Source organism: Ruegeria marisrubri (assembly GCF_001507595.1).
Lineage (GTDB): Bacteria > Pseudomonadota > Alphaproteobacteria > Rhodobacterales > Rhodobacteraceae > Ruegeria > Ruegeria marisrubri.
In genome coordinates, this window is the sequence record NZ_LQBQ01000036.1 from 1 (window position 1) to 20,593 (window position 20,593).

The 20,593-nt window shown below is 65.4% G+C and carries 23 protein-coding genes; 12 read left to right on the forward strand and 11 right to left on the reverse strand.

The genetic code is table 11. From position 1 onward, the window contains the following. Nucleotides 1–172 precede the first annotated feature (172 nt). Complete coding sequence (locus AVO45_RS15555; protein WP_068348751.1) at nucleotides 173–1,237, forward strand: HlyD family secretion protein; 1,065 nt, start codon at nucleotides 173–175, stop codon at nucleotides 1,235–1,237. Next, the gene (locus AVO45_RS15560) at nucleotides 1,227–2,249 is read left to right on the forward strand and encodes a DUF2955 domain-containing protein (RefSeq protein WP_068348754.1); all 1,023 of its coding nucleotides are present in this window, start codon (nucleotides 1,227–1,229) and stop codon (nucleotides 2,247–2,249) included. Before AVO45_RS15555 ends, AVO45_RS15560 begins: the two co-directional genes overlap by 11 nt. A gap of 252 nt (nucleotides 2,250–2,501) precedes the next feature. Here the strand turns inward: AVO45_RS15560 and hrpB are convergent, their stop codons facing one another. Beyond that, nucleotides 2,502–4,946: an ATP-dependent helicase HrpB gene (hrpB, locus tag AVO45_RS15565; protein ID WP_068348756.1), complete on the reverse strand. Its 2,445-nt coding sequence runs from the start codon at nucleotides 4,944–4,946 to the stop codon at nucleotides 2,502–2,504. 128 nt (nucleotides 4,947–5,074) lie between these two features. Between hrpB and meaB the strand changes: the two genes are divergently transcribed. The 4 genes from meaB to AVO45_RS15585 all read left to right on the forward strand — a co-directional run bounded on the left by meaB (nucleotide 5,075) and on the right by AVO45_RS15585 (nucleotide 7,881). After that, on the forward strand, nucleotides 5,075–6,052 hold the full coding sequence (meaB, locus tag AVO45_RS15570; protein WP_068348759.1) for a methylmalonyl Co-A mutase-associated GTPase MeaB: 978 nt from the start codon (nucleotides 5,075–5,077) through the stop codon (nucleotides 6,050–6,052). Nucleotides 6,053–6,291: 239 nt separating this feature from the next. Then, complete coding sequence (gene rpmB / locus AVO45_RS15575; RefSeq protein WP_040634222.1) at nucleotides 6,292–6,579, forward strand: 50S ribosomal protein L28; 288 nt, start codon at nucleotides 6,292–6,294, stop codon at nucleotides 6,577–6,579. A gap of 422 nt (nucleotides 6,580–7,001) precedes the next feature. Then, entirely contained in the window at nucleotides 7,002–7,352 is a 351-nt protein-coding gene (locus AVO45_RS15580; protein ID WP_068348762.1) for a hypothetical protein, read from the forward strand. 52 nt (nucleotides 7,353–7,404) lie between these two features. After that, entirely contained in the window at nucleotides 7,405–7,881 is a 477-nt protein-coding gene (locus tag AVO45_RS15585; RefSeq protein ID WP_068348766.1) for a copper chaperone PCu(A)C, read from the forward strand. Between the two features lie 98 nt (nucleotides 7,882–7,979). On the opposite strand, the gene AVO45_RS15590 is transcribed toward AVO45_RS15585, so the two are convergent. Then, nucleotides 7,980–8,588 (reverse strand): HdeD family acid-resistance protein, encoded by a 609-nt coding sequence (locus AVO45_RS15590; protein ID WP_068348770.1) that lies wholly within the window; start codon nucleotides 8,586–8,588, stop codon nucleotides 7,980–7,982. 53 nt (nucleotides 8,589–8,641) lie between these two features. Then, nucleotides 8,642–9,337, reverse strand: a complete 696-nt coding sequence (locus AVO45_RS15595; RefSeq protein ID WP_068348773.1) for an NAD-dependent deacylase — start codon at nucleotides 9,335–9,337, stop codon at nucleotides 8,642–8,644. 28 nt (nucleotides 9,338–9,365) lie between these two features. Here AVO45_RS15595 and AVO45_RS15600 point away from each other — a divergent pair, with 28 nt between their 5' ends. After that, the gene (locus AVO45_RS15600) at nucleotides 9,366–9,806 is read left to right on the forward strand and encodes a low molecular weight protein-tyrosine-phosphatase (protein WP_068348776.1); all 441 of its coding nucleotides are present in this window, start codon (nucleotides 9,366–9,368) and stop codon (nucleotides 9,804–9,806) included. A gap of 9 nt (nucleotides 9,807–9,815) precedes the next feature. On the opposite strand, the gene AVO45_RS15605 is transcribed toward AVO45_RS15600, so the two are convergent. Together AVO45_RS15605 and AVO45_RS15610 are read right to left on the reverse strand one after the other, a co-directional pair. Further along, on the reverse strand, nucleotides 9,816–10,781 hold the full coding sequence (locus AVO45_RS15605) for a LysR family transcriptional regulator (protein ID WP_068348779.1): 966 nt from the start codon (nucleotides 10,779–10,781) through the stop codon (nucleotides 9,816–9,818). A gap of 75 nt (nucleotides 10,782–10,856) precedes the next feature. Next, nucleotides 10,857–11,174 (reverse strand): hypothetical protein, encoded by a 318-nt coding sequence (locus AVO45_RS15610; protein ID WP_068348782.1) that lies wholly within the window; start codon nucleotides 11,172–11,174, stop codon nucleotides 10,857–10,859. Between the two features lie 233 nt (nucleotides 11,175–11,407). Between AVO45_RS15610 and lepA the strand changes: the two genes are divergently transcribed. From lepA to AVO45_RS15630, 4 genes are all read left to right on the forward strand, one after another. Continuing rightward, a complete protein-coding gene (gene lepA, locus AVO45_RS15615; RefSeq protein WP_068348784.1) occupies nucleotides 11,408–13,207 on the forward strand; it encodes a translation elongation factor 4 in 1,800 nt (599 codons plus the stop codon). Beyond that, nucleotides 13,208–13,435 (forward strand): PIN domain-containing protein, encoded by a 228-nt coding sequence (locus AVO45_RS20215; protein WP_068348787.1) that lies wholly within the window; start codon nucleotides 13,208–13,210, stop codon nucleotides 13,433–13,435. Nucleotides 13,436–13,537: 102 nt separating this feature from the next. Continuing rightward, nucleotides 13,538–14,212 (forward strand): PIN domain-containing protein, encoded by a 675-nt coding sequence (locus AVO45_RS15625; protein ID WP_068348791.1) that lies wholly within the window; start codon nucleotides 13,538–13,540, stop codon nucleotides 14,210–14,212. Nucleotides 14,213–14,557: 345 nt separating this feature from the next. Further along, entirely contained in the window at nucleotides 14,558–14,800 is a 243-nt protein-coding gene (locus AVO45_RS15630) for a hypothetical protein (RefSeq protein ID WP_068348794.1), read from the forward strand. A gap of 33 nt (nucleotides 14,801–14,833) precedes the next feature. Here the strand turns inward: AVO45_RS15630 and AVO45_RS15635 are convergent, their stop codons facing one another. The 5 genes from AVO45_RS15635 to AVO45_RS15650 form a co-directional block, all read right to left on the reverse strand. After that, nucleotides 14,834–15,253: a type II toxin-antitoxin system Phd/YefM family antitoxin gene (locus AVO45_RS15635; RefSeq protein ID WP_068348797.1), complete on the reverse strand. Its 420-nt coding sequence runs from the start codon at nucleotides 15,251–15,253 to the stop codon at nucleotides 14,834–14,836. An 858-nt stretch (nucleotides 15,254–16,111) separates the two neighbouring features. Further along, nucleotides 16,112–16,249 (reverse strand): entericidin A/B family lipoprotein, encoded by a 138-nt coding sequence (locus tag AVO45_RS19490; protein WP_082688832.1) that lies wholly within the window; start codon nucleotides 16,247–16,249, stop codon nucleotides 16,112–16,114. A gap of 75 nt (nucleotides 16,250–16,324) precedes the next feature. After that, a complete protein-coding gene (locus AVO45_RS15640; protein WP_068348802.1) occupies nucleotides 16,325–17,119 on the reverse strand; it encodes a metal ABC transporter permease in 795 nt (264 codons plus the stop codon). Then, a complete protein-coding gene (locus AVO45_RS15645; protein ID WP_068348805.1) occupies nucleotides 17,119–17,883 on the reverse strand; it encodes a metal ABC transporter ATP-binding protein in 765 nt (254 codons plus the stop codon). The genes AVO45_RS15640 and AVO45_RS15645 overlap by 1 nt, the downstream gene beginning before the upstream one ends. Next, on the reverse strand, nucleotides 17,880–18,359 hold the full coding sequence (locus AVO45_RS15650) for a Fur family transcriptional regulator (RefSeq protein WP_068348808.1): 480 nt from the start codon (nucleotides 18,357–18,359) through the stop codon (nucleotides 17,880–17,882). Before AVO45_RS15650 ends, AVO45_RS15645 begins: the two co-directional genes overlap by 4 nt. A gap of 94 nt (nucleotides 18,360–18,453) precedes the next feature. Here AVO45_RS15650 and AVO45_RS15655 point away from each other — a divergent pair, with 94 nt between their 5' ends. Beyond that, nucleotides 18,454–19,401: a zinc ABC transporter substrate-binding protein gene (locus AVO45_RS15655; RefSeq protein WP_068348810.1), complete on the forward strand. Its 948-nt coding sequence runs from the start codon at nucleotides 18,454–18,456 to the stop codon at nucleotides 19,399–19,401. A gap of 9 nt (nucleotides 19,402–19,410) precedes the next feature. On the opposite strand, the gene AVO45_RS15660 is transcribed toward AVO45_RS15655, so the two are convergent. Beyond that, nucleotides 19,411–20,466 carry a YeeE/YedE family protein gene (locus tag AVO45_RS15660; protein WP_068348813.1) on the reverse strand — a complete coding sequence of 352 codons (1,056 nt, stop codon included), beginning with the start codon at nucleotides 20,464–20,466 and terminating at the stop codon, nucleotides 19,411–19,413. Between the last annotated feature and the right edge of the window lie 127 nt (nucleotides 20,467–20,593).

Here is a 20,593-nt window from a genome sequence, read left to right on the forward strand (position 1 = left end):
GGGCTACCGCCCGCCTGCGCCCGAAAGCATCGTGCCGATGGACCAGAGGCCGACGATGCACTAACAATCAAACCGGACCACCCGATGGGGGCACGCCAAGCCTCTGGATCAACCAGGGCTCCGAGGCCGAAGATGCGGAAACGGGCGAAGAAGCGGTCGCGGGAGGGGTCGAATGAAGCGGACAATCTGGACGACGGTCGCAATCCTTGTTCTGTTTCTGGTCTGGTACATCGCGGCAGATCGCATGACGCCGATCACCGGAAATGCGCGCGTCAAGGTGGTTGCCACCCAGATCGTTCCTCGCGTGACCGGCACGGTGACCGAAGTGCTGGTCGAGAATGGCGATGTTGTTTCGGCCGGGGACGTGTTGGTCAGGATCGACCGACGCCCCTACGAGATCGACCGGGAAAAGGCCGAGGCCGACCTGGCTTCGGCCACTCAGGAGGTCGGGGCATCGTCTGCGGACGTCAGCGCGGCGCAAGCCAGGGTTGCCCGTTCGCAGGTGGACCTGGACACGCTTCGGCTGCAAAGCGCGCGAATCTTCGCTCTCGAGAAGAAGGGTTTGGTTTCGATCGCCCAGGCGGATGACGCCAGGGGCAAACTGGCCGAGGCAGAAGCCAGCCTCGAGAACGCGAAGGCGGATCTGGAGAAGGCCAGGCAACGGCTGGGCGACGAAGGGCAGGACAATGCCAAGATCCAGCGAGCACTGGCCGCCCTTGCCGAAGCCGACCTGAACCTCGAATGGACAGAGTTGAAGGCGCCGGCGGACGGTGTCGTTTCCAATCTTCTGATCGCGCCGGGAACCTATGCCCGCTCTGGCAGCCCCCTCGTCACCTTCCTCGACGGGACGGATGTGTGGATCGAGGCCTACTTGACCGAGAACAATATCGGTCTGGCCCAGATCGGAACACCGGTCGAGGTGGTGCTGAACATGCATCCCGGCCGGGTTCTGAAGGGCGAGATCGAAAGCTTCAGCAGCGGGGTTTCCGTCAGCGGCGCCGATACGCCGGGTGAACTGGCAAGCGCGCCTTCGACAGCCGGTTTCCTGCGCGAGGCCGAACGCTTCCCGGTTCGCATCATCCTGCCAGGCTACGAGGCCGGCAGCCTTGAGGACGACCTGAGATTCCAGTTGAACGGTCAGGCGGATGTCATTCTCTACACGACCGACAATACGCTGATGAATTTCGTCGGCCGCATGTATATCAAAGCGGTGGCGTTCTTGTCCTATGCCTACTGAAGACCGGCGCGCGATCCTGCGATTGACCATCGGCACGGTCGGGGTGTTTGGCCTCGGGCTGCTCCTCGACTGGCCGCTCTCCTTCATCGGCGCAGTCTTCACGGCGCTGTTCCTGCAGGCACCGGCGCCGATGCAGATCAAGGTCGCGGCAAAGCTGTTTCTGTTCGCAATCCTGCTCATGTTCGGGTCGTGGGTCGTCTTTTCGCTCCTTGCCCCCTATCCGCTGGTGTTTCTGGGCGCTGTCGCCCTTGCGATCGTCCTGTCCTTCGGTTGGTCGATCGCCGGAGCAGGCATCCTGCCGGGCGTGCTGGCGTTGATGGCCGCGATGATGATCCCGAACATCATCGTGCAATCAAAGGAACTGGCCCTGGTCCTGGTGGCATGGATTCCGGGCAACCTTCTGATTGCCGGCTTTGCCTCGGCCCTGAGCTTCACGATCATCCCGGCAAAGCCGGCAGCGCCCGGCGCAGCGAAGCCCGAAACGCCCGCGCCGGATTTCGACCCAGTCCGCAGGCTGGTGCGCATGTCCCTGGTGACCGTACCCTTCGCGCTTGCCTTCTTTCTGTTCGGGTGGTCGGCCCTGCTCGTGCTGTTCTTCGTCGCGCTGCTGAGCCAGCAGCTTGCCGCCATGCCGGCCGCCGGCAAGAAGGTCGCCATCGGCATGCTGACCGCCAACCTGCTCGGCGCCGGCATTGCCGTCGTTTTCTACGAGATCAATGTCGTCGCGCCGAGCGCCATGACGGCCATATTGCTGGCAGTGTTCCTTTGCGTCTCGCTCGGAACGCTGAGCAAGTCCGACCACCCGCTGGCGCCCGCGGCAGGATCGGCCCTGTCGACCGTTCTCGTTGTCTATGGGGGCTCGATCGCGCCCTTTTCGGATGAAGCTGACGTAAAGAGCATCATCCGCGTGGTTCAGATCGGCCTCTCGGCCCTGATTGTGATTGTCTCGTACATGGTCGTCGACGAGTTCCTGCCCGAGCGGCGTTCCACGAAGCTGCCTGGCCGAACATGAGCGCCTGCCGTGCAGAGCGCGGAGTTTGGGATCGCCGTTTCATGCTCGGATGTCACGGTGTGGTGAGCAGCGCGTAGCCCGACGGACGCAAGGCGGTGGTTTCGGCGTGATCCGATTGGCTCATTCCAGGCGCCTCATCATCGTGTTGCTCTGGCAGTCATGCGCGAAGTCCGCAATTTGAAAAAAATGTCGGCAGTTCGTTGTGCATTGCTCTGACGGCCGGGCAACGCCCCTCTGCGCTTGCCGCCTGCCTCAGCGCCGGGGTTTCGCGCGCAGGGTCGGATCGGCCTGCGTCGGGTCCTCCGGCCACGGGTGCTTGGGATATTGCGCCCGCATGTCCTTGCGCACATCCGCATAGGAGCCGGCCCAGAACCCCGGCAGGTCGCGGGTGATCTGGATCGGGCGCTGCGCGGGCGACAGCAGGGTGATCTTCAGCGGCTGCCCCCCCACGACCGGGTGCCGCGTCACCCCGAACAGCTCCTGCAACCGCACCGCGATCTCCGGCGCCTCGCCGCCATAGTCGATCGGGATCTTCCGCCCCAGCGGCGTCGTGAACGAGCCCGGCGCCCGCCGGTCCAGTTCCTGCGCCTGCTCCCAGCTCAGCCGGGCCTTCAGCGCGGGCAGCAGATCGAACCGCTTCCAGTCCTCCGCCGATTTCACCCCTGACAGCATCGGCAGCAGCCACGCCTCCAGCGACTCCATCAGCCCCTGCGGCGAGAAATCCGGCAGGTCCGCCCCCTCGGCCCGCACCAGCTCGACCCGAGCGGCCAGCCGCGCCGCCGCGCCCTCCAGCCGCAGGCCCAGATCGCGCACCCCGTCCAGCATGGCGCGGGCGACCGCCTCCTCGGGCACATCCTTCCAGATACGGTCATCCAGCGTGATCGCCCCGAACCGCTCCTGCCGCCGCGCCACGACGCGCCGATCCCTGCGGGACCATTCGCAGATCTCGACCCATTCGATCTGATCGGCAAACAACTCCCGGATCTCGCGTTCCGAGATCTGCGCCGCAAGCCGGATCCGCGCCTCTCGCGGGTTTCCATCCGTGTCCACCGCCACGACATAGGGCGCGCCCGCGAGCGGGTCGTCACTGGCCAGAATGGCCCCCTTGCCCCCCGACAGAACGAAACGCGGCTCGTCGCCCTTGCGCCGCTGACCGATCCGGTCGGGATAGGCCATCGCCGCCATGGCCGCGACACCCTGCGCCCCCGCCGTCCCGGCCTGCCGCTTCAACCGCCCGGCCTCGGCCTTGATCCGCTCCAGCACGCCCATGTTCACCGGCCATGGCCGGTTGCGCTGAAACGCCTTGGCGTCCCGCAGCGCCTCCATCCGCAGCGCCAGGTCCGAGGGCGCCCCCCGCAGCGGATCGCGTTCCGCCATCAGCGCCGCCAGAGGGGCCGCGCCTTCGCCGGCCTGCAACAGCATGTGCCCCAGCCGCGGATGCAGCGGCAGCGCCGCCAGCGCACGCCCATGCGCCGTGACCCGCCCCTTGCCGTCCAGCGCCCCCAGCATGGTCAGCAGCGCCCGCGCCTCGGCCATCGCGCCCTCGGGTGGCTGCGTCAGCAGCGCCAGGTCCCCCGGCTCCGCCCCCCAGACGGCAAGCTCCAGAGCCAGCCCGGTCAGGTCCGCCGCTTCGATCTCGGCCGGCGGAAAGGCGGGCAGGGCGCCTTCCTCGCCCTTCGACCACAGCCGATAGCACACGCCTTCGGCCACGCGGCCCGCGCGCCCGGCCCGCTGGGTCGCCTCGGCCCGCGTGACCCGCTCGGTCACCAGCCGCGACATGCCCGAGCCCGGATCGAAGCGCGCCCGCCGGGCCTGCCCCATGTCCACCACCACCCGGATGTCGGGAATGGTCAGCGATGTCTCGGCGATCGAGGTCGCCAGCACCACCTTGCGCCCCGATTTCTCGGGCGTCAGCGCCGCGCGCTGGGCGGCAAAGGGCATCGCCCCGAACAGCGGCCGCAACACGCAATCCGGCGGCAGCTTTCCGGCCAGCGCGGCTTCGGCCCGCCGGATCTCGCGCTCTCCGGGCAGGAACACCAGCAGCCCGCCGCCACTGGCCCGGCTCTCGCGCTCGGCCCGCACCACCAGTTCGACCAGCGCCTCCAACCGGTCAGTCTGCGCGCGCAAGGGGCGCTCCAGCCACGTCGTCTCGACCGGGTGGCTGCGCCCTTCCGAGGTGACCAGCGGCGCTTCCATCAACCGCGCCACCGGCTCTGCGTCCAACGTCGCCGACATGGCCAGCAGGATCAGGTCGTCGCGCAGCGCCCCGGCCACTTCCAGCGCCAGCGCCAGCCCCAGATCGGCATTCAGCGAGCGTTCGTGGAACTCGTCGAAAATCACCGCGCCCACACCGGGCAGATCCGGCTCGGATTGCAGCATCCGCGTCAGAATCCCCTCGGTGACCACCTCGATCCGGGTGGCCCTGGACACCTTGACCTCGCCCCGCACCCGGTAGCCGACGGTCTCGCCCGCGCGCTCGCCTAGCGTCTCGGCCATCCGCTCCGCCGCCGCCCGCGCCGCCAGCCTGCGCGGCTCCAACATGACGATGCGGCCACCCGTCACCCCGGCCTCCAGCATCGCCAGCGGCACCCGCGTCGTCTTGCCCGCACCCGGAGGCGCCTGCAGCACGGCACGGCCGCGCGCTTTCAGCGCGGCGATCAGATCGGGCAGGGCGTCGTCTATGGGCAGTCTCATCATCCCGCCTTATCGCCAAAGCGCCGGCCCAGGTCCAGCGCCCGCCTGCGGCAAATCCCGCCACCTGCCGGGTCTGGACAAAACACCCTCCCCCACGTCATCTAGGCGAAATTCGCGCGGGGGGGAGATCCATGGACATCGAACAGCTGGCCGAAAAGATCCTGGCAGGCGACCGGCGGGCCCTGGCCCGCGCCATCACGCTGGTGGAAAGCCGGCGCGAGGATCACCGGGCGCAGGCCACCGAACTGCTGGAGCGCCTCTCCACCTCCGGTCGCCAGGCCCTGCGCATCGGCCTCTCGGGCACACCGGGCGTGGGCAAATCCACCTTCATCGAAAGCTTCGGCATGCTGCTGACGGGGCAGGGGCTGCGCGTCGCCGTGCTGGCGGTCGATCCCAGCTCCGCCCGCTCCGGCGGCTCGATCCTCGGCGACAAGACCCGGATGGAGCGCCTCAGCCGCGAGCCGGGCGCCTTCATCCGCCCCTCGCCCAGCCAGACCCATCTCGGCGGCGTCGCCCGCCGCACCCGCGAGGCGGTGGCGCTGTGCGAGGCGGCGGGCTTCGACGTGGTGCTGATCGAAACCGTCGGCGTCGGCCAGTCGGAAACCGTGGTCTCGGAAATGTCCGACCTGTTCCTGCTGCTGCTGGCGCCGGCCGGCGGCGACGAGCTGCAGGGCGTCAAGCGCGGCATCATGGAAATGGCCGACCTCATCCTGATCAACAAGGCCGACGGAGACCTGAAACCGGCCGCCACCCGCACCTGCGCCGACTATTCCGGCGCCCTGCGTCTGCTGCGTAAACGCCCGCAGGACCCCGAGGGGTTCCCCAAGGCGCTGATGGTCTCCGCCATCGAGGAACAGGGCCTGGCCGAAGCCTGGAACGAGATGCAGGCGCTTGCCAACTGGCGCAAGGAAAACAGCCACTGGGCCGCCAACCGCGCCGCGCAGGCCCGCTACTGGTTCGACCAGGAGGTCCGGCACGCCCTGCTGGCGCGCCTGGAAACCGACGCATCAAAGGCCGAGATGGAACGACTCAGCGCCGAGGTTTCCGAAGGCCGCCTCAGCCCCGCCGCCGCGGCCGAACGGATGCTGGCGGCCCTCAAGGCGCAATGACCTCACAGACCTTCACCTTTTGCCAAATACTCCCGCCGGAGGCATGGCCCTGAAAGGGCCATTTCCCGAATTCCGGCCGCAACCGGCGCAAAGGCAAAGATTTCGCGACACCCATCTTGACCCTTCGCGCGATTCCCACTACACGGCTCCAACCAGTTTTCGGGCGCGCCTAACGGCCGCGCCCCTTGTGATTTGGCAGACGATACTCTTGGCTGCCTCCAGAAACAAAGGATGAAACCATGTCGCGCCGTTGCGAACTGACCGGAAAAGGCCCGATGACTGGCAACAATGTCAGCCATGCCAACAACAAGACCAAGCGTCGCTTTCTGCCCAACCTGAACGACGTGACCCTGCAGTCGGAAACCCTGGGCCGTGGCGTCAAGCTGCGCATCTCGGCGGCTGCCCTGCGCTCGGTCGACCACCGTGGCGGTCTGGACGCGTTCCTGGCCAAGGCCAAGGACGAAGACCTGTCGCCCAACGCCCTGAAGGTGAAGAAAGAGATCGCCAAGGCACAAGCCTCGGCCTGATCCGCCTCCACCGGCACCGAATTTCGAAACCCCGTGCTGCTCCAGCGCGGGGTTTTCGCGTTGTGGCAAGAGGCGGGCGCAGTGTGACCCCGTTCACAGACAGGCCATCCAATACAGGCTAGAAAACCGGATCGTTGCCAAGCCGGTGAGTCCTCAAAATGCCTGCTGCCATATTTTCACGAACCTATGTTTTCCTCTCGACAGTGGCCCGCGCCATCAAGCAATGCGCCCAGATGCAAAGCGTGGTCAATCGCAGCCATGTGAGCCCGAATACGGCCCTCGGGTCGCAGAGGGATCACCGCCGCTGACCCACGGGGTCGAACGCCGATACGCCTTTTCGCGTTGCAGTCGGGGGGCTTGCTGTCGCAGGTGACCGATTGCGCTTGAAGCGCCCCGCGGCCCGCGCCTATAGATTCCGCGAGATGAAGACGGTTCTCCGCGCATATCTGGCGCTTGCGCTCGCGATGCTCGTGGCCCTGACCGGGCAGGGCCTTGCCGCCTCGCGTGGCCTGAACGCCGCCGTCGGCCAGATGGAGATCTGCACCGGCACCGGCCCGGTGGTCGTCTACATGGACGAACAGGGGCAGCCCGCGCAGCCGCCCCACTACTGCCCCGACTATGCCCTGACCGTGCTGGGGGCCATCGCCCCGGACCAAGCGCCGGTTCCGGTCGCCCCTCCCCGCGCCATGCCCGAGCCGTCTCGGACCGCGCACAGCCTGATCTCGCAACCGCTGCCCGCCACGCCGGCGCGCGCACCTCCGCTTTCTGCCTGACACATCCCAACCCTCAACATTGTCAGACAAACAGAATTCAAGGAGAGACGCGATGTCGCTCAAATCCACCCTGCTTGCAGCAGCCGCAACCCTCACCCTCGCCGGCGCCGCCCTGGCCGACGGCATGATCATGATCGAAGACGCCTATGCGCGCGCCTCGGGCATGAACGCCAAGGCCGGCGCCGCCTTCATGATGATCATGAACAAGGGCGAGACCGATGACCGCCTGATCGACGCCAAGTCGGACGTCGCCGCCAAGGTTGAACTGCACACCCACAAGATCAATGACGAGGGCGTGGCCCAGATGGTCCACGTCGAAGAAGGCTTTGCCATCCCCGCCGGCGAAACCCACATGCTGGCGCGCGGCGGCGACCATGTCATGTTCATGGGCCTGAAACAGCCCTTCGAACAGGGCGACATGATCCCCGTCACGCTGGTTTTCGAGAAAGCCGGCGAGATCGAAGTGGAAATCCCCGTCGATCTTGAGCGCAAGGACGGCGGCATGATGCACAAGAAGCACTCGAACTGAGGCAACGCCCGTCTTCAGGCCGCGCTGCGGCCCTCATCCATGCGTCAGGCCGGGCGTTGCCCGGCCTGTTTGCGCCTGTGGCCCAGGGGGGTGAACCGTCACCTGTTGACGACGCGCATCGACACCTGCTCGCCCGCGCGTTTGAACCGGCTGGCCATCACCAGCATGACCGCCGCGAAAGCCAGCGCCGAGAAGGCGATGGCCCAGCCCAGCGCCACCATCCCGCTGCCGGGCCAGAAGATCAGCACCAGCCCGATGATCAGCGCCACCAGCCCCGAATTGCGCACGGTGGGCCGTGCCGGATCCTGCGGGTGCATCTGCCCCAGCGACATCAGCGAGCCGATCCCGATGATCAGCGCCCAGGCCCCCAGCAGGAAGAAGGCGACCCGCGCGGTGCCCTCGGGCCAGATCAGCAGGACCAGCCCGATCAGCACCGCCCCGATGCCCGCGCCCCCGATCAGGCCACGCCGCCCGAATCCCAGCAGGGTCAGCCCGCCATCCAGTACCAGCAGCACACCCACCAGCCGCAGCAGCAGCGCGATGCTGCCCGTGGGCCAGAACAGCGCCGCGATGCCCACGGCCCCGGCCAGCACCCCGCGCAGCAGAAAGGTCCACCACAGATCCGCCAGAGTCTGCCCCAGCGCCTCGCGGCCCTCCAGGAGGTCATCCTCCATGATCTCGCCCTGGGGCCTGTCTGGTTCGGTCATCGCTCTCTCCCTGTCCGGTTTTGCGACAGCATAGCCCGCGCCGCGGCCCCGAGTCACCTCTGCCCCAGCAGCCCGTCCACCCAGGCCGGCACCACCTGCGTCGCGGGTCCGAACACGGTCTCGTCAAAGCTCGACACCCCGGCCGAGGGTTCAAGGTTCAGCTCGACCGTCCGTGCCCCGGCCGCGATCGCCTCGTGCACGAAGGCCGCCGCCGGATAGACCTGTCCCGAGGTGCCGATGGCGGCAAAGATCGAGGCCCCGGCCAGATGGTCATAGATCTCGTCCATGTGATAGGGCATCTCGCCGAACCACACCACGTCGGGCCGTGCGGTGGGACGGGTGCAGGCGGGGCAGGGCTCTCCCACCGCCATCTCGTCCGGGGCGGGCCAGCGATGGCCGCAGGCGGCGCAGAGCGCCCCGGCCAGCGTGCCGTGCATGTGGATCACCCCTTGCGCGCCGCCTGCCTCGTGCAGGCTGTCCACGTTCTGCGTGACGATCACCACCTCGCCCGGCCAGTTCCGCTGCAGCCGCGCCAGCGCCCGATGCGCCGCGTTGGGCTGGGCGCGCGCCGCCTGCACCCGCCGCGCATTGTAGAACCCCTGCACCAGCGCCGGATCGCGGGCGAACCCCTCGGGCGTGGCCACGTCCTCGATCGGATGGCGCGACCACAGCCCGCCCTCGTCGCGAAAGGTGCCCAGACCGCTTTCGGCCGAAATCCCGGCGCCTGTCAGAATGACGATCTTTTCCATGTCTCCCCCAGCCGATAGAACGACCCGCATGACCCAGCGAATCCTCTTTGTCTGTCTCGGTAATATCTGCCGTTCGCCCGCCGCCGAAGGTGTTTTTCGCGCCCGCCTGCCTCACCTGGCCGCCGACAGCGCTGGAACCGCCGGCTGGCATGTGGGCAAGCCGCCCTACGGGCCGATGCAGCAGGCCGCCCGCCGCCGCGGCCTCGACCTCGGCGGCCTGCGCGCCCGGCAGTTCACCCAAGCCGACTTTTCCCGCTTCGACCTGATCCTCGGGATGGACGCGGACAACGTCGCGGATATCGAGGCACAGCGCCCGCAGGGCAACGAGACACCCGCCCGCCTGCTGACCGATTTCGCCCCGGAAACCGGCGCGACCCATGTGCCCGACCCCTATTACACCCGCGATTTCGACGGCGCGCTGGACCTCATCGAAACCGCCGTCGAAGGGCTGCGGGCGCATCTGGCCTGACCCCGGCGGTCACGCCTCCAGCACCGCGAGGCGCCCGTTCAGCCAGGGCAGGCGCGCCACTGCCGGATCGACGATCTGGCTCTGCATCAGCCGCCGCATCATCTCGGCCACGTCACGCGGCACCTTGTCGGACCAGTCCGACCGGGTGAACAGCGAGATCGTGCGCGAAAAATCCCCGAACGGAACCGGAAAGGCGTCGATCTCGTCATGGAACCGCGCCGCCCGCATGTAGCCCAGCGGCGTCGTCAGCGCCCAGCCCAGCCGCCGCGCCACCATCGCCATCAGCGCCAGGTGCGAGCCGATCTCGAAGCGTTCCTCGAAGTCCAGCTTCTGCCGCGCCAGCTGCGCCTCGATCTGCCGGCTGATCAGCTGCTCGCGCGCGTAGCGCAGAAAGGGCAGGCCGCGCAGGGCCGCCAGGATGTCCGCACCGTCCGGCACGGCCCCCCTCGGCGCCACCAGGATGAACGGGTCCCGGACCAGAGGGTATTCCACCACGCCCTCCAGCACCTCGCCCGTATGGGCCGACACCGCCAGATGCAGCCGCTGCGACTGCAGCGCCTCGAAGATTTCCAGGCTGGGCAGGGTGATCAGCTTGAACTTCGTGCGGGTCAGGCTGTCGGCCAGCAGGGTCGCCAGCCGGGGCGTCAGGTCGTTGTCGAAATCGTCGATCAGCCCGATGGACAGGGTGCTGAGATGGCCCAGATCCATCACCATCAGCTCGCTCTGCGCCTGCTGCAGCTCGCTCAGCACCGCTTCTGTCCGGGCCAGAAAGCTGCGCCCGGCCTGCGTCAGCCGCATCGGGCGGCGGCCATGATCGACCAGATCGGTGCCCAAGGCCGCCTCGAGGTTGCGCAGCTGCTGGCTGACCGAAGGCTGGCTCAACCCGGTGATCTCGGCGGCCTGCGCCACCGATCCCGTCCGCGCGAGCGCTGCGAAAACCTCCAGCCCGCGCAGGGTTACCCCTTTCATCACCATGCCGCCGTCCCTTGCCGTTTAGCCATTACTGGTGGCAGGGCGGGGTCAGGTCAAGCCATCGTGGCCGCCCAAAGCCTAGCGGCAGGCGGCCTGCGCCAGCTGGCCGAAGGTTTCATAGCGATCCCACAACGCGTCGTCATGGGCCGATTTCGACATCTTGACGGTCTGCGCCTGATGCGGATCCCTGAACCACTTGGCGATGGTGCGCTGTTCCCGGGGCGACAGCGTGCCGTCCGCCACGTCCTGAATGCAGGTGCAGCGCTGCCGGGTGGCCTCGGGCCGGTTGGTCGCCAGACAGGCGCTCTTGATGTCGCCCGTGGCCGCCGGTGCCGGTGTCGGAAAGAATGCGGTCACGGCGACCGCGCAAATGGCTGAATTCAGAAAATGTCTCATGCTCTTGCCTTGTTCCGCCTGTCCGGAGGGGTCTGCGCCCCTCTCGTCAATGGGGGGAGTATGTCGGAGTGTCGGTCGTTTTTCAATCGGCGGGTGAAGGCGGGGTTGCGATTGCCCCCGGATGTCGCGTGGACGCCATGTGCGGCAAATCCCGGCCCCGCGCGACCGCCGGCGTCGTTCCACATGCCTTATCCCGCTTGACGGGGGCTCGATCTGCGGACATATCCCACCCCATGACAGACCTCGCTCATATCCGCAATTTCTCCATCGTCGCGCATATCGACCATGGCAAATCCACCCTTGCCGACCGGCTCATCCAGGAGACCGGGACGGTGCAGGATCGCGACATGAAGGAACAGCTGCTCGACAGCATGGATATCGAGCGCGAGCGCGGCATCACCATCAAGGCCAACACCGTCCGCATCGACTATACCGCCGACAATGGCGAGCACTACGTGCTGAACCTGATCGACACCCCCGGCCACGTCGACTTTGCCTACGAGGTCAGCCGCTCGATGCGCGCGGTCGAAGGCTCGCTGCTGGTGGTGGACTCGACGCAAGGGGTCGAGGCGCAGACGCTGGCCAACGTCTATCAGGCCATCGACGCGGATCACGAGATCGTGCCGGTGCTCAACAAGATCGACCTGCCGGCCTCCGACTGCGACCGCGTCGCCGAACAGATCGAGGACGTGATCGGCATCGACGCCACGGACGCCATCCGCGTCTCGGCCAAGACGGGTGAGGGGATCCACGAAACGCTCGAGGCGATCGTGCACAAGCTGCCCGCGCCCAAGGGCGAGCGCGACGCGCCGCTCAAGGCGATGCTGGTGGACAGCTGGTACGACGCCTATCTGGGCGTGATCGTCCTGGTCCGCATCATGGACGGCGTTCTGAAAAAGGGCATGCGGGTCAAGTTCATGTCGAACGGCACCCTGCACCATGTCGACCGCGTCGGCGTCTTCCGCCCCGAGATGCAGATGGTCGACCAGCTGGGCCCGGGCGAGATCGGCTTCCTCACCGCCTCGATCAAGCAAGTCCGCGACACCCGCGTCGGCGACACCATCACCAATGACCGCAACGGCTGCGAGGAACCGCTGCCGGGCTTCAAACCCGCGCAGCCGGTGGTGTTCTGCGGCCTGTTCCCCGTGGACAGCGCCGAATTCGAAGACCTGCGCGACGCGATCGAGAAACTGGCCCTGAACGACGCCAGCTTCTCCTACGAGATGGAGACCTCGGCCGCCCTGGGCTTTGGCTTCCGCTGCGGCTTCCTGGGTCTGCTGCACCTCGAGGTCATCCGCGACCGCATCGAACGCGAATACGATATCGAGCTCATTACCACTGCGCCGTCGGTGATCTATCACGTCTACATGAAAGACGGCGAAATGATCGAGCTGCACAACCCCGCCGACATGCCCGACATGTCCAAGGTCGACCACCTGGAAGAACCGCGCATCAAGGCCACCATCCTCGTGCCCGACGAATACCTGGGCGACGTGCTGAAGCTGTGTCAGGACCGCCGCGGCATCCAGCTGGACCTGACCTATGCGGGCAGCCGCGCGATGGTCGTCTATGACCTGCCGCTGAACGAGGTCGTCTTCGACTTCTACGACCGTCTGAAATCGGTGACCAAGGGCTATGCCAGCTTCGACTACCAGATGACCGGCTACCGGCAGGACAACCTGGTCAAGATGTCGATCCTTGTGAATGACGAGCCGGTGGACGCGCTGTCGGTCATGGTCCACCGCGACCGCGCCGAGACCCGCGGCCGCGCCATGTGCGAAAAGCTGAAAGAGCTGATCCCGCGCCACATGTTCAAGATCCCGATCCAGGCGGCCATCGGCGGCAAGGTCATCGCCCGCGAGACCCTATCCGCGCTGCGCAAGGACGTGACCGCGAAATGCTATGGCGGGGATGCCACGCGGAAGCGGAAGCTGCTGGAAAAGCAGAAGGCCGGCAAAAAGAAGATGCGCCAGTTCGGCAAGGTTGATATACCTCAGGAGGCATTCATCTCTGCGTTGAAAATGGATGGGTAAATGTTTCTATTCATTGATACAAATGTTTATTTGGATTTCTTTCGACTAAAGCAAGACTCTCTTGAAGAACTCCGAAAGCTAGTTGAACTGATAAAAGCGGGCAAGATCTCGCTGCTTTCAACGAATCAGCTAAAGGATGAATATTTAAGAAACCGGGACTCCGTGATTTCTCAGACGCTTAGCAAAATGGGGCAGAAGCGGGAGTACCCGTTCCCACCTGCAGTTTGAGAATTTGATGAGTTCGAACATGCAGTCAAGGCTCGAGATGAATTCGAAAAAAGTTACGCTAAACTGATAAGTAAATTCCGGGAGAGGGCGGAGTCCATCTCATTGGGTGCAGACAAGCTAACGTCGGAACTTCTCAATTTGGCCGAAGACATCGACGTGTCCGAAGAGCTTTTCCATCGAGCCATCAAACGTTGGCGGCTAGGAAATCCACCTGGAAAGGGCAAGAATACTGTTGGCGATGAAGTCAACTGGGAGTGTTTGCTGGAGTACTTTGATGGCAGAGGCGACGATTTGCATCTTATTTCGGTGGACGGTGATTATTCCAGTGAGCTAGATTCAAAATCTCTTAAGCCTATTTTGCGGAGAGACTGGGAGAAGGCGACCGTCGCGTCTCGTATTTTCTTGTACCGGAGTTTGTCAGAGTTTTTTCGAACTCACTTCCCAGCAATTAAGCTGGCAAGCGAGGTTAAGCTTCATTCGATAATCGATGAATTGGAAGCCAGCAGGTCATTTTCGAGAACGCACTCTGTAGTGTCGGAGTTGCTAGCTGAAGGTGAGCTAACCTTGGGCGCGGCTAATAGAATCCTCAAAATTGCCCAAAAAAATAACCAAGTGGGATGGATCGTCACAGACAAGGATCTCTATGAACTATTCTCCTTAATCAGGAGCGAGCATGGGACAAAACTGAGTAAAGCTGATAAAGAATACTTGGATAGAGTGGTTGATGAGGGCGAAGCCATTTGGGGCGAAGAAGGGGAAGATGAGATCCCGTTTTAATTTATCCGTTCAGTAGCTAGCGAATTGGAAGTGTGGGTTTTGAGAACACACTGTTACTGAAGTCGACCGAAGCCCCACAGTGCTGTTGGTACCGCCGGGCCTCGTCATGCTGAAAGCATGCCTGCGGCATGATCCACCCTCGTCAAACCGAAGGTCTGCCTCTACTAAAACGGGCGGCGCGCTTGCGCCCCGGGGCTCACCCCCTCGGGCCGGCGCTGCCCTCATCTCCGCCAATCAACCGCCACACCCGCGCTCGCCGCCGGGGCGATTTCATCCGACCAAGGTCCGCTGAGCCGGGGGGCGTTTCGTGATATCCTCCGCCCCTCATTATGGGAGGATACACCGATGAAACATCTGACGATCGCTTCCGCACTCTGGCTGTTCGCCGTGCCCGCTTTCGCCTTCCAATGCCCGACCGACATCGCCGCCATCGACGCGGCGCTGGCGGCAGGCACCGACCTCAGCGACGAGCAGATCGCGCAGGTCGAGGCCCTGCGCGACGAAGGCCAGAAACTGCACGACGCCGGGGATCACCAGGCCTCGGTCGATACGCTGGCCAAGGCCAAGGAAATGCTCGGCCTGAACTGATCCCGCCGCCCACCGGCAGACCCGGGCGGGGCCTCACCCCGCCCTGCGCCAGAACCGCCACCGGCGGCGTCGGGACACGCAAGCGATCTCGCCGCCCTCGACCGGTTCCAGCCCGCCGCGTTCCAGGATGCGGCGTTCCTCGGCGCGGGTCATCTGGATCTCGCGCACCCGCAGCGCCGCCTCGCGGGGGGTGACGTAATTGCCGTCCGGCCCCGGCTCCATCCCCGGTATCCCCTTGCCGCGCGACCACCAGCCGCGCAGCCCGCTCAGCGGGTGTTTCCAGCCGGTGGTGGCCTCGGCCTCCAGCTCCCAGATCCGGTTGGCCTCGGGGATCGAGACCAGTGCCGCCAGCGGGCGGCCGTGGCGGGTCAGCACGATCACCTCGCGCGGGTCCTGCGCCCGCATCACCAGCTGCCCCAGCTGGGCGCGGGCCTGCGAAACCGTGTAGCGCATCGGCGAATCTCCTTTTGTACGATTCGGAAGAATGGGGTGCTGATTCTGGTACAAAACGGTAAAAACCGGCCTCTGGCGGCGTTCGCAGGTGCAGAAAGCGGGGCGGGCGGCGCGATTTCGGGCCTCGCCGGATTTTCCCTCCGCAACTCTGCGTCAGATCGGAATTTCCAGACTTATCCACATCGCTTTCCCGGCGGATATCAACATTTTATCCCCGTCGAATTTTCATGCTGCGGTGCTATTTTCTTGTCTGAAACCGGGTCCGATGTAACAGTTTCCCTACCGCAAGGGTTCTTAGGAACCGGCGCGGTCGCAAGGGCCAGGGGGCCAAGGCGGTGAGGGGTGGACCTTCGGGATTTTCCTTGAACCGCAAGGGCTTACCGGTAGTTGGCCAGTCGTGATCGGGTCTCGTGCCCGGGGCGAGTGACCGGCTTCACAGAATGGCCTGTGCGTGCTGCAAGGCGCCTTAGGGGGCCGAGCGGCGGCGGGGGTTCCCTCGGAGCCCAAGCAACTGGGACGGAATGCCCTCTGGGGCGGCCCGTGCCGGCAAGGCGTCAGGAGCGTCCTATGGATGCATGCGAAGACCGCGTCTGAGCACCTGACGCCTTTTTCTTTTGCCTCGGGAGTTTCATACAGGCTACCACTCACAACAAACCCGAGAAGAAAAACGGGGTTCGACTGCGATGGCAATCGGACCCCGTTCTCAGCGTCAGCTGATGCATTACCGCGTCTATGCACCTGTGCCCCGATGAATACTATCGCGGGTCAGTGTTTTCAACCACATATTGCGGTTTCGGGTGTCTAGCCTGCGATATTTTGGGTGTGTGTCCATAGGGCAACCACTGGGTTCAAGTGGCTTCAGAACTTCCTCTGAAGGTCACCCGCCACGTCTTCGATGGCGTCGCCGGCCTTTTGGATATCCCGCCCGGCGCCTTTGGCCGTCTCGCAGGCTGTCAGCGTCAACAGGGTCACACCAATCAGGAACGCGCGGAACATCTTGCTCTCCGTCTCTGCTCGTTTGGTTTTCCCTAGCATCTCTGAAAGCCGTGTTCCAGATACCCGGCAAGCGGCTTATCGCCGGCGTAGCGCCGGGCCCACAAGCGCGGTGGCAACGAACAGAAGCGTCGCGGCGCACACGATGCTCGGGCCGGCTGGCGTGTCACCCAGATAGGCCCCGCCAAGCCCGCCGATCGCTGCGGTTCCGCCGAGCGCCGCTGCCGCGAAGGCCATGCTTTCGGGCGTGCGCACCAGCGGGCGGGCCGCTGCCGCCGGGATCACCAGAAGCGCCGCGATCAGAAGGACGCCGACCACCTTGATGGCGACAGCGACGACCAGCGCCAGGGCAAGGGTCAGCCACAGCTCTTCGCGCCTGGGGTCGATGCCCGAGGCCCGGGCTAGATCGGGGTTCAGTGTCGCGGTCAGCAGAGCGGACCAGCGCCAGGCCATCAGCCCCACGATCAGCGCGCCGCCCAGCCAGATCGCGGCCAAGTCGCCCCGGGTGACGGCAAGGATGTCGCCGAACAGAAAGGCGCTCAGGTCCAGCCGCACATCGGCCAGCAGCGACACCGCCACCATGCCGGCGGCCAGCGCGGTATGGGCCATCACGCCCAACAGCGTGTCCATCGCATAGCCGCGCCCGCGAAACACCGTCACGGTCAGCCCCATGACCAGCGCGGCCATGATGATCGCAGGCAGGAGCGGCAGAGAAAAGCTCAGGGCCAGCGCCACCCCAAGAATGGCGGCATGGGCGGTTGCCTCTCCGAAATAGGCCATGCGGCGCCAGACGACGAAACAGCCCAGGGGCGCGGCGGCAAAGGCGACGCCGAGCCCGGCGAGCGCGGCGCGGATCATGAAATCGTCAAGCATCACTGCGCCTTTTCATGTTCATGTTCGTGGTCATGGTGGTGATGGTCATGGTCGTGCGAATGGCTGTGCTGGTGGCGATACAGCGCCATCGTGCCCTTGGTGCCAGAGCCGAACAGGGCGCGGTATTCCGGGGCATCGGCCACCATCTGCGGCGAGCCCTGGCAGCAGATATGGCCGTTCAGGCACAGCACCCTGTCCGAGGCGGCCATGACCACATGCAGGTCGTGGCTGACCATCACGATCGCGCAGCCCAACTCTTGGCGGACCTGTTCGATCCGCTGGTAAAAGGCGGCGGCCCCCGGCTGGTCGAGGCCCTGCGTGGCCTCGTCCAGCAGCAGAAGCTGCGGGTGCTCGAGCAGCGCCCGCGCCAGCAGGACGCGCTGGAACTGCCCGCCGGACAGGTCGGTCATCTGGCGGTCGCTCAGGTCCGGAACACCGGCGTTGGCCAGCGCCTCGCGCGCCTTGGCGGCACTGACGCGGCGCGGCAGCCCCAGGAACCGCTGCACCGTCATCGGCAGCGAGGCATCCAGGGCCAGCTTTTGGGGAACATATCCGATCCGCAGCCCGGGCGCCCGCGTCACGCGCCCCTGCGCCAGCGGCACGGCGCCGATGAGCGCGCGCAGAAAGGTCGATTTCCCCGATCCGTTCGGACCGACTATGGTGACGATCTCTCCGGCCGCGATTTCGACGTCGATACCCTGCAGGATCGGCCGCCCGTCCAGACGCACGGACACGTCCTTTGCCGCGATCAGGGGGGCGGTCATGCCTGCGCTCCGGCGCAGTCGGGGCAGAGCCCTTCGGCCTCGACCACGATCCTTTCGATGTGAAACCCCGTCTTGCCGGCGGCAATGCCCAGGCGGCCTTGCGTCAACTCGGTCTCCGCCTCGGCCACCGCCTTGCATTGGCGGCAGACCAGAAAGGCCGGCACATGGTCGCGGGTCGGGTGGGCGCAGGCGGTATAGGCATTCAGGCGCTCGATCCGGTGGACGAACCCGTGCTGCACCAAAAAGTCCAGCGCGCGGTAGACCACGGGGGGTTGAGAGCCAATACCCTCGGCCGCGAGGATGTCGAGAATCTCATAGGCCCCCATCGCGCGGTGTTTCTCCAGCAGGATCTCCAGAACCCGGCGGCGGGCCGGGGTGAATTGCAGCTTGCGCTCGGCGCATTTGGACTCGGCCTGCGACAGGGCCGTGGCGATGCAGTGGCTGTGGTCGTGCTGGTGGAAACCGATCGTGGCCATGGGGTGCTCCGCGAGGATGTTTTCCGCTTGATATGTTATAACGTCGTCGCTATCAAGCACGCCAAGATGTAATAACATATCAATGCGAGGGTCCATGCTCCGGTTTTCTCTGGTTGCTGCGGTGTCTGTCTGGGCGGGTGCAGGCGTTGCTGACGTTCCGCGGGTCGCGACCGACATCGCGCCTGTTCATTCGCTGGTGTCGCAGGTCATGGAGGGCGTCGGGGCGCCGGACCTGATCCTGCGACCGGGCGCCTCGCCGCATGACTATGCCCTGCGCCCGTCCGAGGCGCGGGCGCTGCAGTCGGCGGACATCGTGGTGTGGGTCGGCGAGGCCCTGACCCCGTGGATGTCCAAGCCGCTGGAATCTCTTTCTCCGGATGCGCAGAAGCTGGAACTGATGGAGGTCGAGGGCACAGTTCTGCACGACTTCCGGGATCTGTCCGAGCAAGAGGAAGAACACGGGCGTGAAGAGGATCATCACGAGCACGACGAGCACACGGACGCGCACGGCCATGACCACGAAGGCGCGGACCCGCATGTCTGGTTGGACCCGGCGAACGCGCGTGTGTGGCTGACCCATATCGCCGACGCGCTGTCGGAACTCGACCCGGACAACGCGCCGCTCTACCGGAAAAACGCCCAAGCTGCGCGGGACCGGCTTGCGGGGCTGGAAGGCGATCTGGCGAAGCGACTGAGTGCGATGCAGGGTGTCGGCTACATCTCGTTCCACGATGCCTACCAGTATTTCGAAAAGAGGTTCGCGCTGGAGCCGGTCGGCACCATCAGCCTGAGCGATGCCAGCACGCCCGGCCCGGCGCGGCTAGCGGCGCTGAGGGATCGTGTCGCGGGCAGCGGCGTGCGCTGCGCCTTTTCCGAGCCGCAGTTCGATACACGGCTGTTCCAGGCGGCGATCGACGGGGAGCCGGTGAAGACATACGAGCTTGATCCGCTGGGTGTCGGACTTGAACCCGGCGCGGGGCTGTATCCCGCGCTGTTGGAAAAGATGGCCGCCAGTTTCGAGGCCTGCGCCAAAGGCGAATGAGCGCCTGCGTCAGGCCGAGCGGAACCCTTCGATCAACTGGCGCAGGCCAAACGCGGCGCCGGCGAAGATCGAGATGAAGGTGACGGGCGCGCTGATCGACAGCAGGCTGAAGGCGGTCATGCCCTGGCCCACGGTGCAGCCGATTGCCAGAACGGCGCCGACGCCCATGATCGCGGCGCCGACAATCTGGCGTCGCAACTCGCGCGGGTCTTCGCAGGCTTCCCAGCGGAAATGGCCGCGGATCATCGAGCCGATGAAGGCTCCGGTCCAGACACCGGCCACCGAGCCGACGGCGAAGGAAACCGGCCGCAGGCTGCCGGTCATGGCAAAGAGGATGGTTTCTCCGACCGGCGCCGAGAAGCTGTGCGAGACGACCGGAAGCGCCTCGAAACCATGCTCGGACACCCAGGCGGTGCCGCCCCAACCCGATACGATGGCCAAACCGACCACGAGGGACCAGAAGATTGCCTTGGGGCTTTGCCGCAGAGAGGCTCCGCTCAGGGCCGCGGCGCAGATCATGACCCCGATTGCAAGGCCAATGGCGCTGAGCGGCAAGCCGGTCAGTGCCGCGGCGTGGTGCGCAAGGCCCGGCGGGGTCTCGGACGTGACCGGAACCTGCGGGAAGAAGAAATTGCGAACCGGGGCCAGGGGGCCGCTCAGGGCGACATAGGTGAACACGCCCATCACCAGAACGATGACGAAAGACCTCAGATCACCGCCGCCGAGCCGGGCAATGGCGCCGTATCCGCAATTGCCGGACAACGCCATTCCGTATCCGAACATCAGCCCGCCGATGATCGAGGCCAGCGGCATCCAGCGGATCGACAGATAGTAGCTCTCGCCGGGGTCGAGCAGGCCGAATGCAATCAGCGTGAAGCTGCCCAGAACCGCGCTGCCGATGGCCAGGGCCCACATGCGCATGCGCAGGTCAGAACCGCCATAGAGCAGATCCTCGATGGCGCCGAGCGTGCAGAACCGCCCCAGCCGCGCGGCAAGTCCCAGCAGGATGCCCCCGCCAAAACCCACTGCGGCAACGATGTGGTGCTCGGTGAGAAATTCGAACATGGTGCTGCGCGCTCCGGTGACAAAAAGTCATTCCGAGGAACATGCAGATAATATCATGTGTGCGCAAGCAGAGTCACTGCCCTGGATGCGAGCAGGTTTCAAGAAAAAGAGAGCTCAGTTTCCAAGG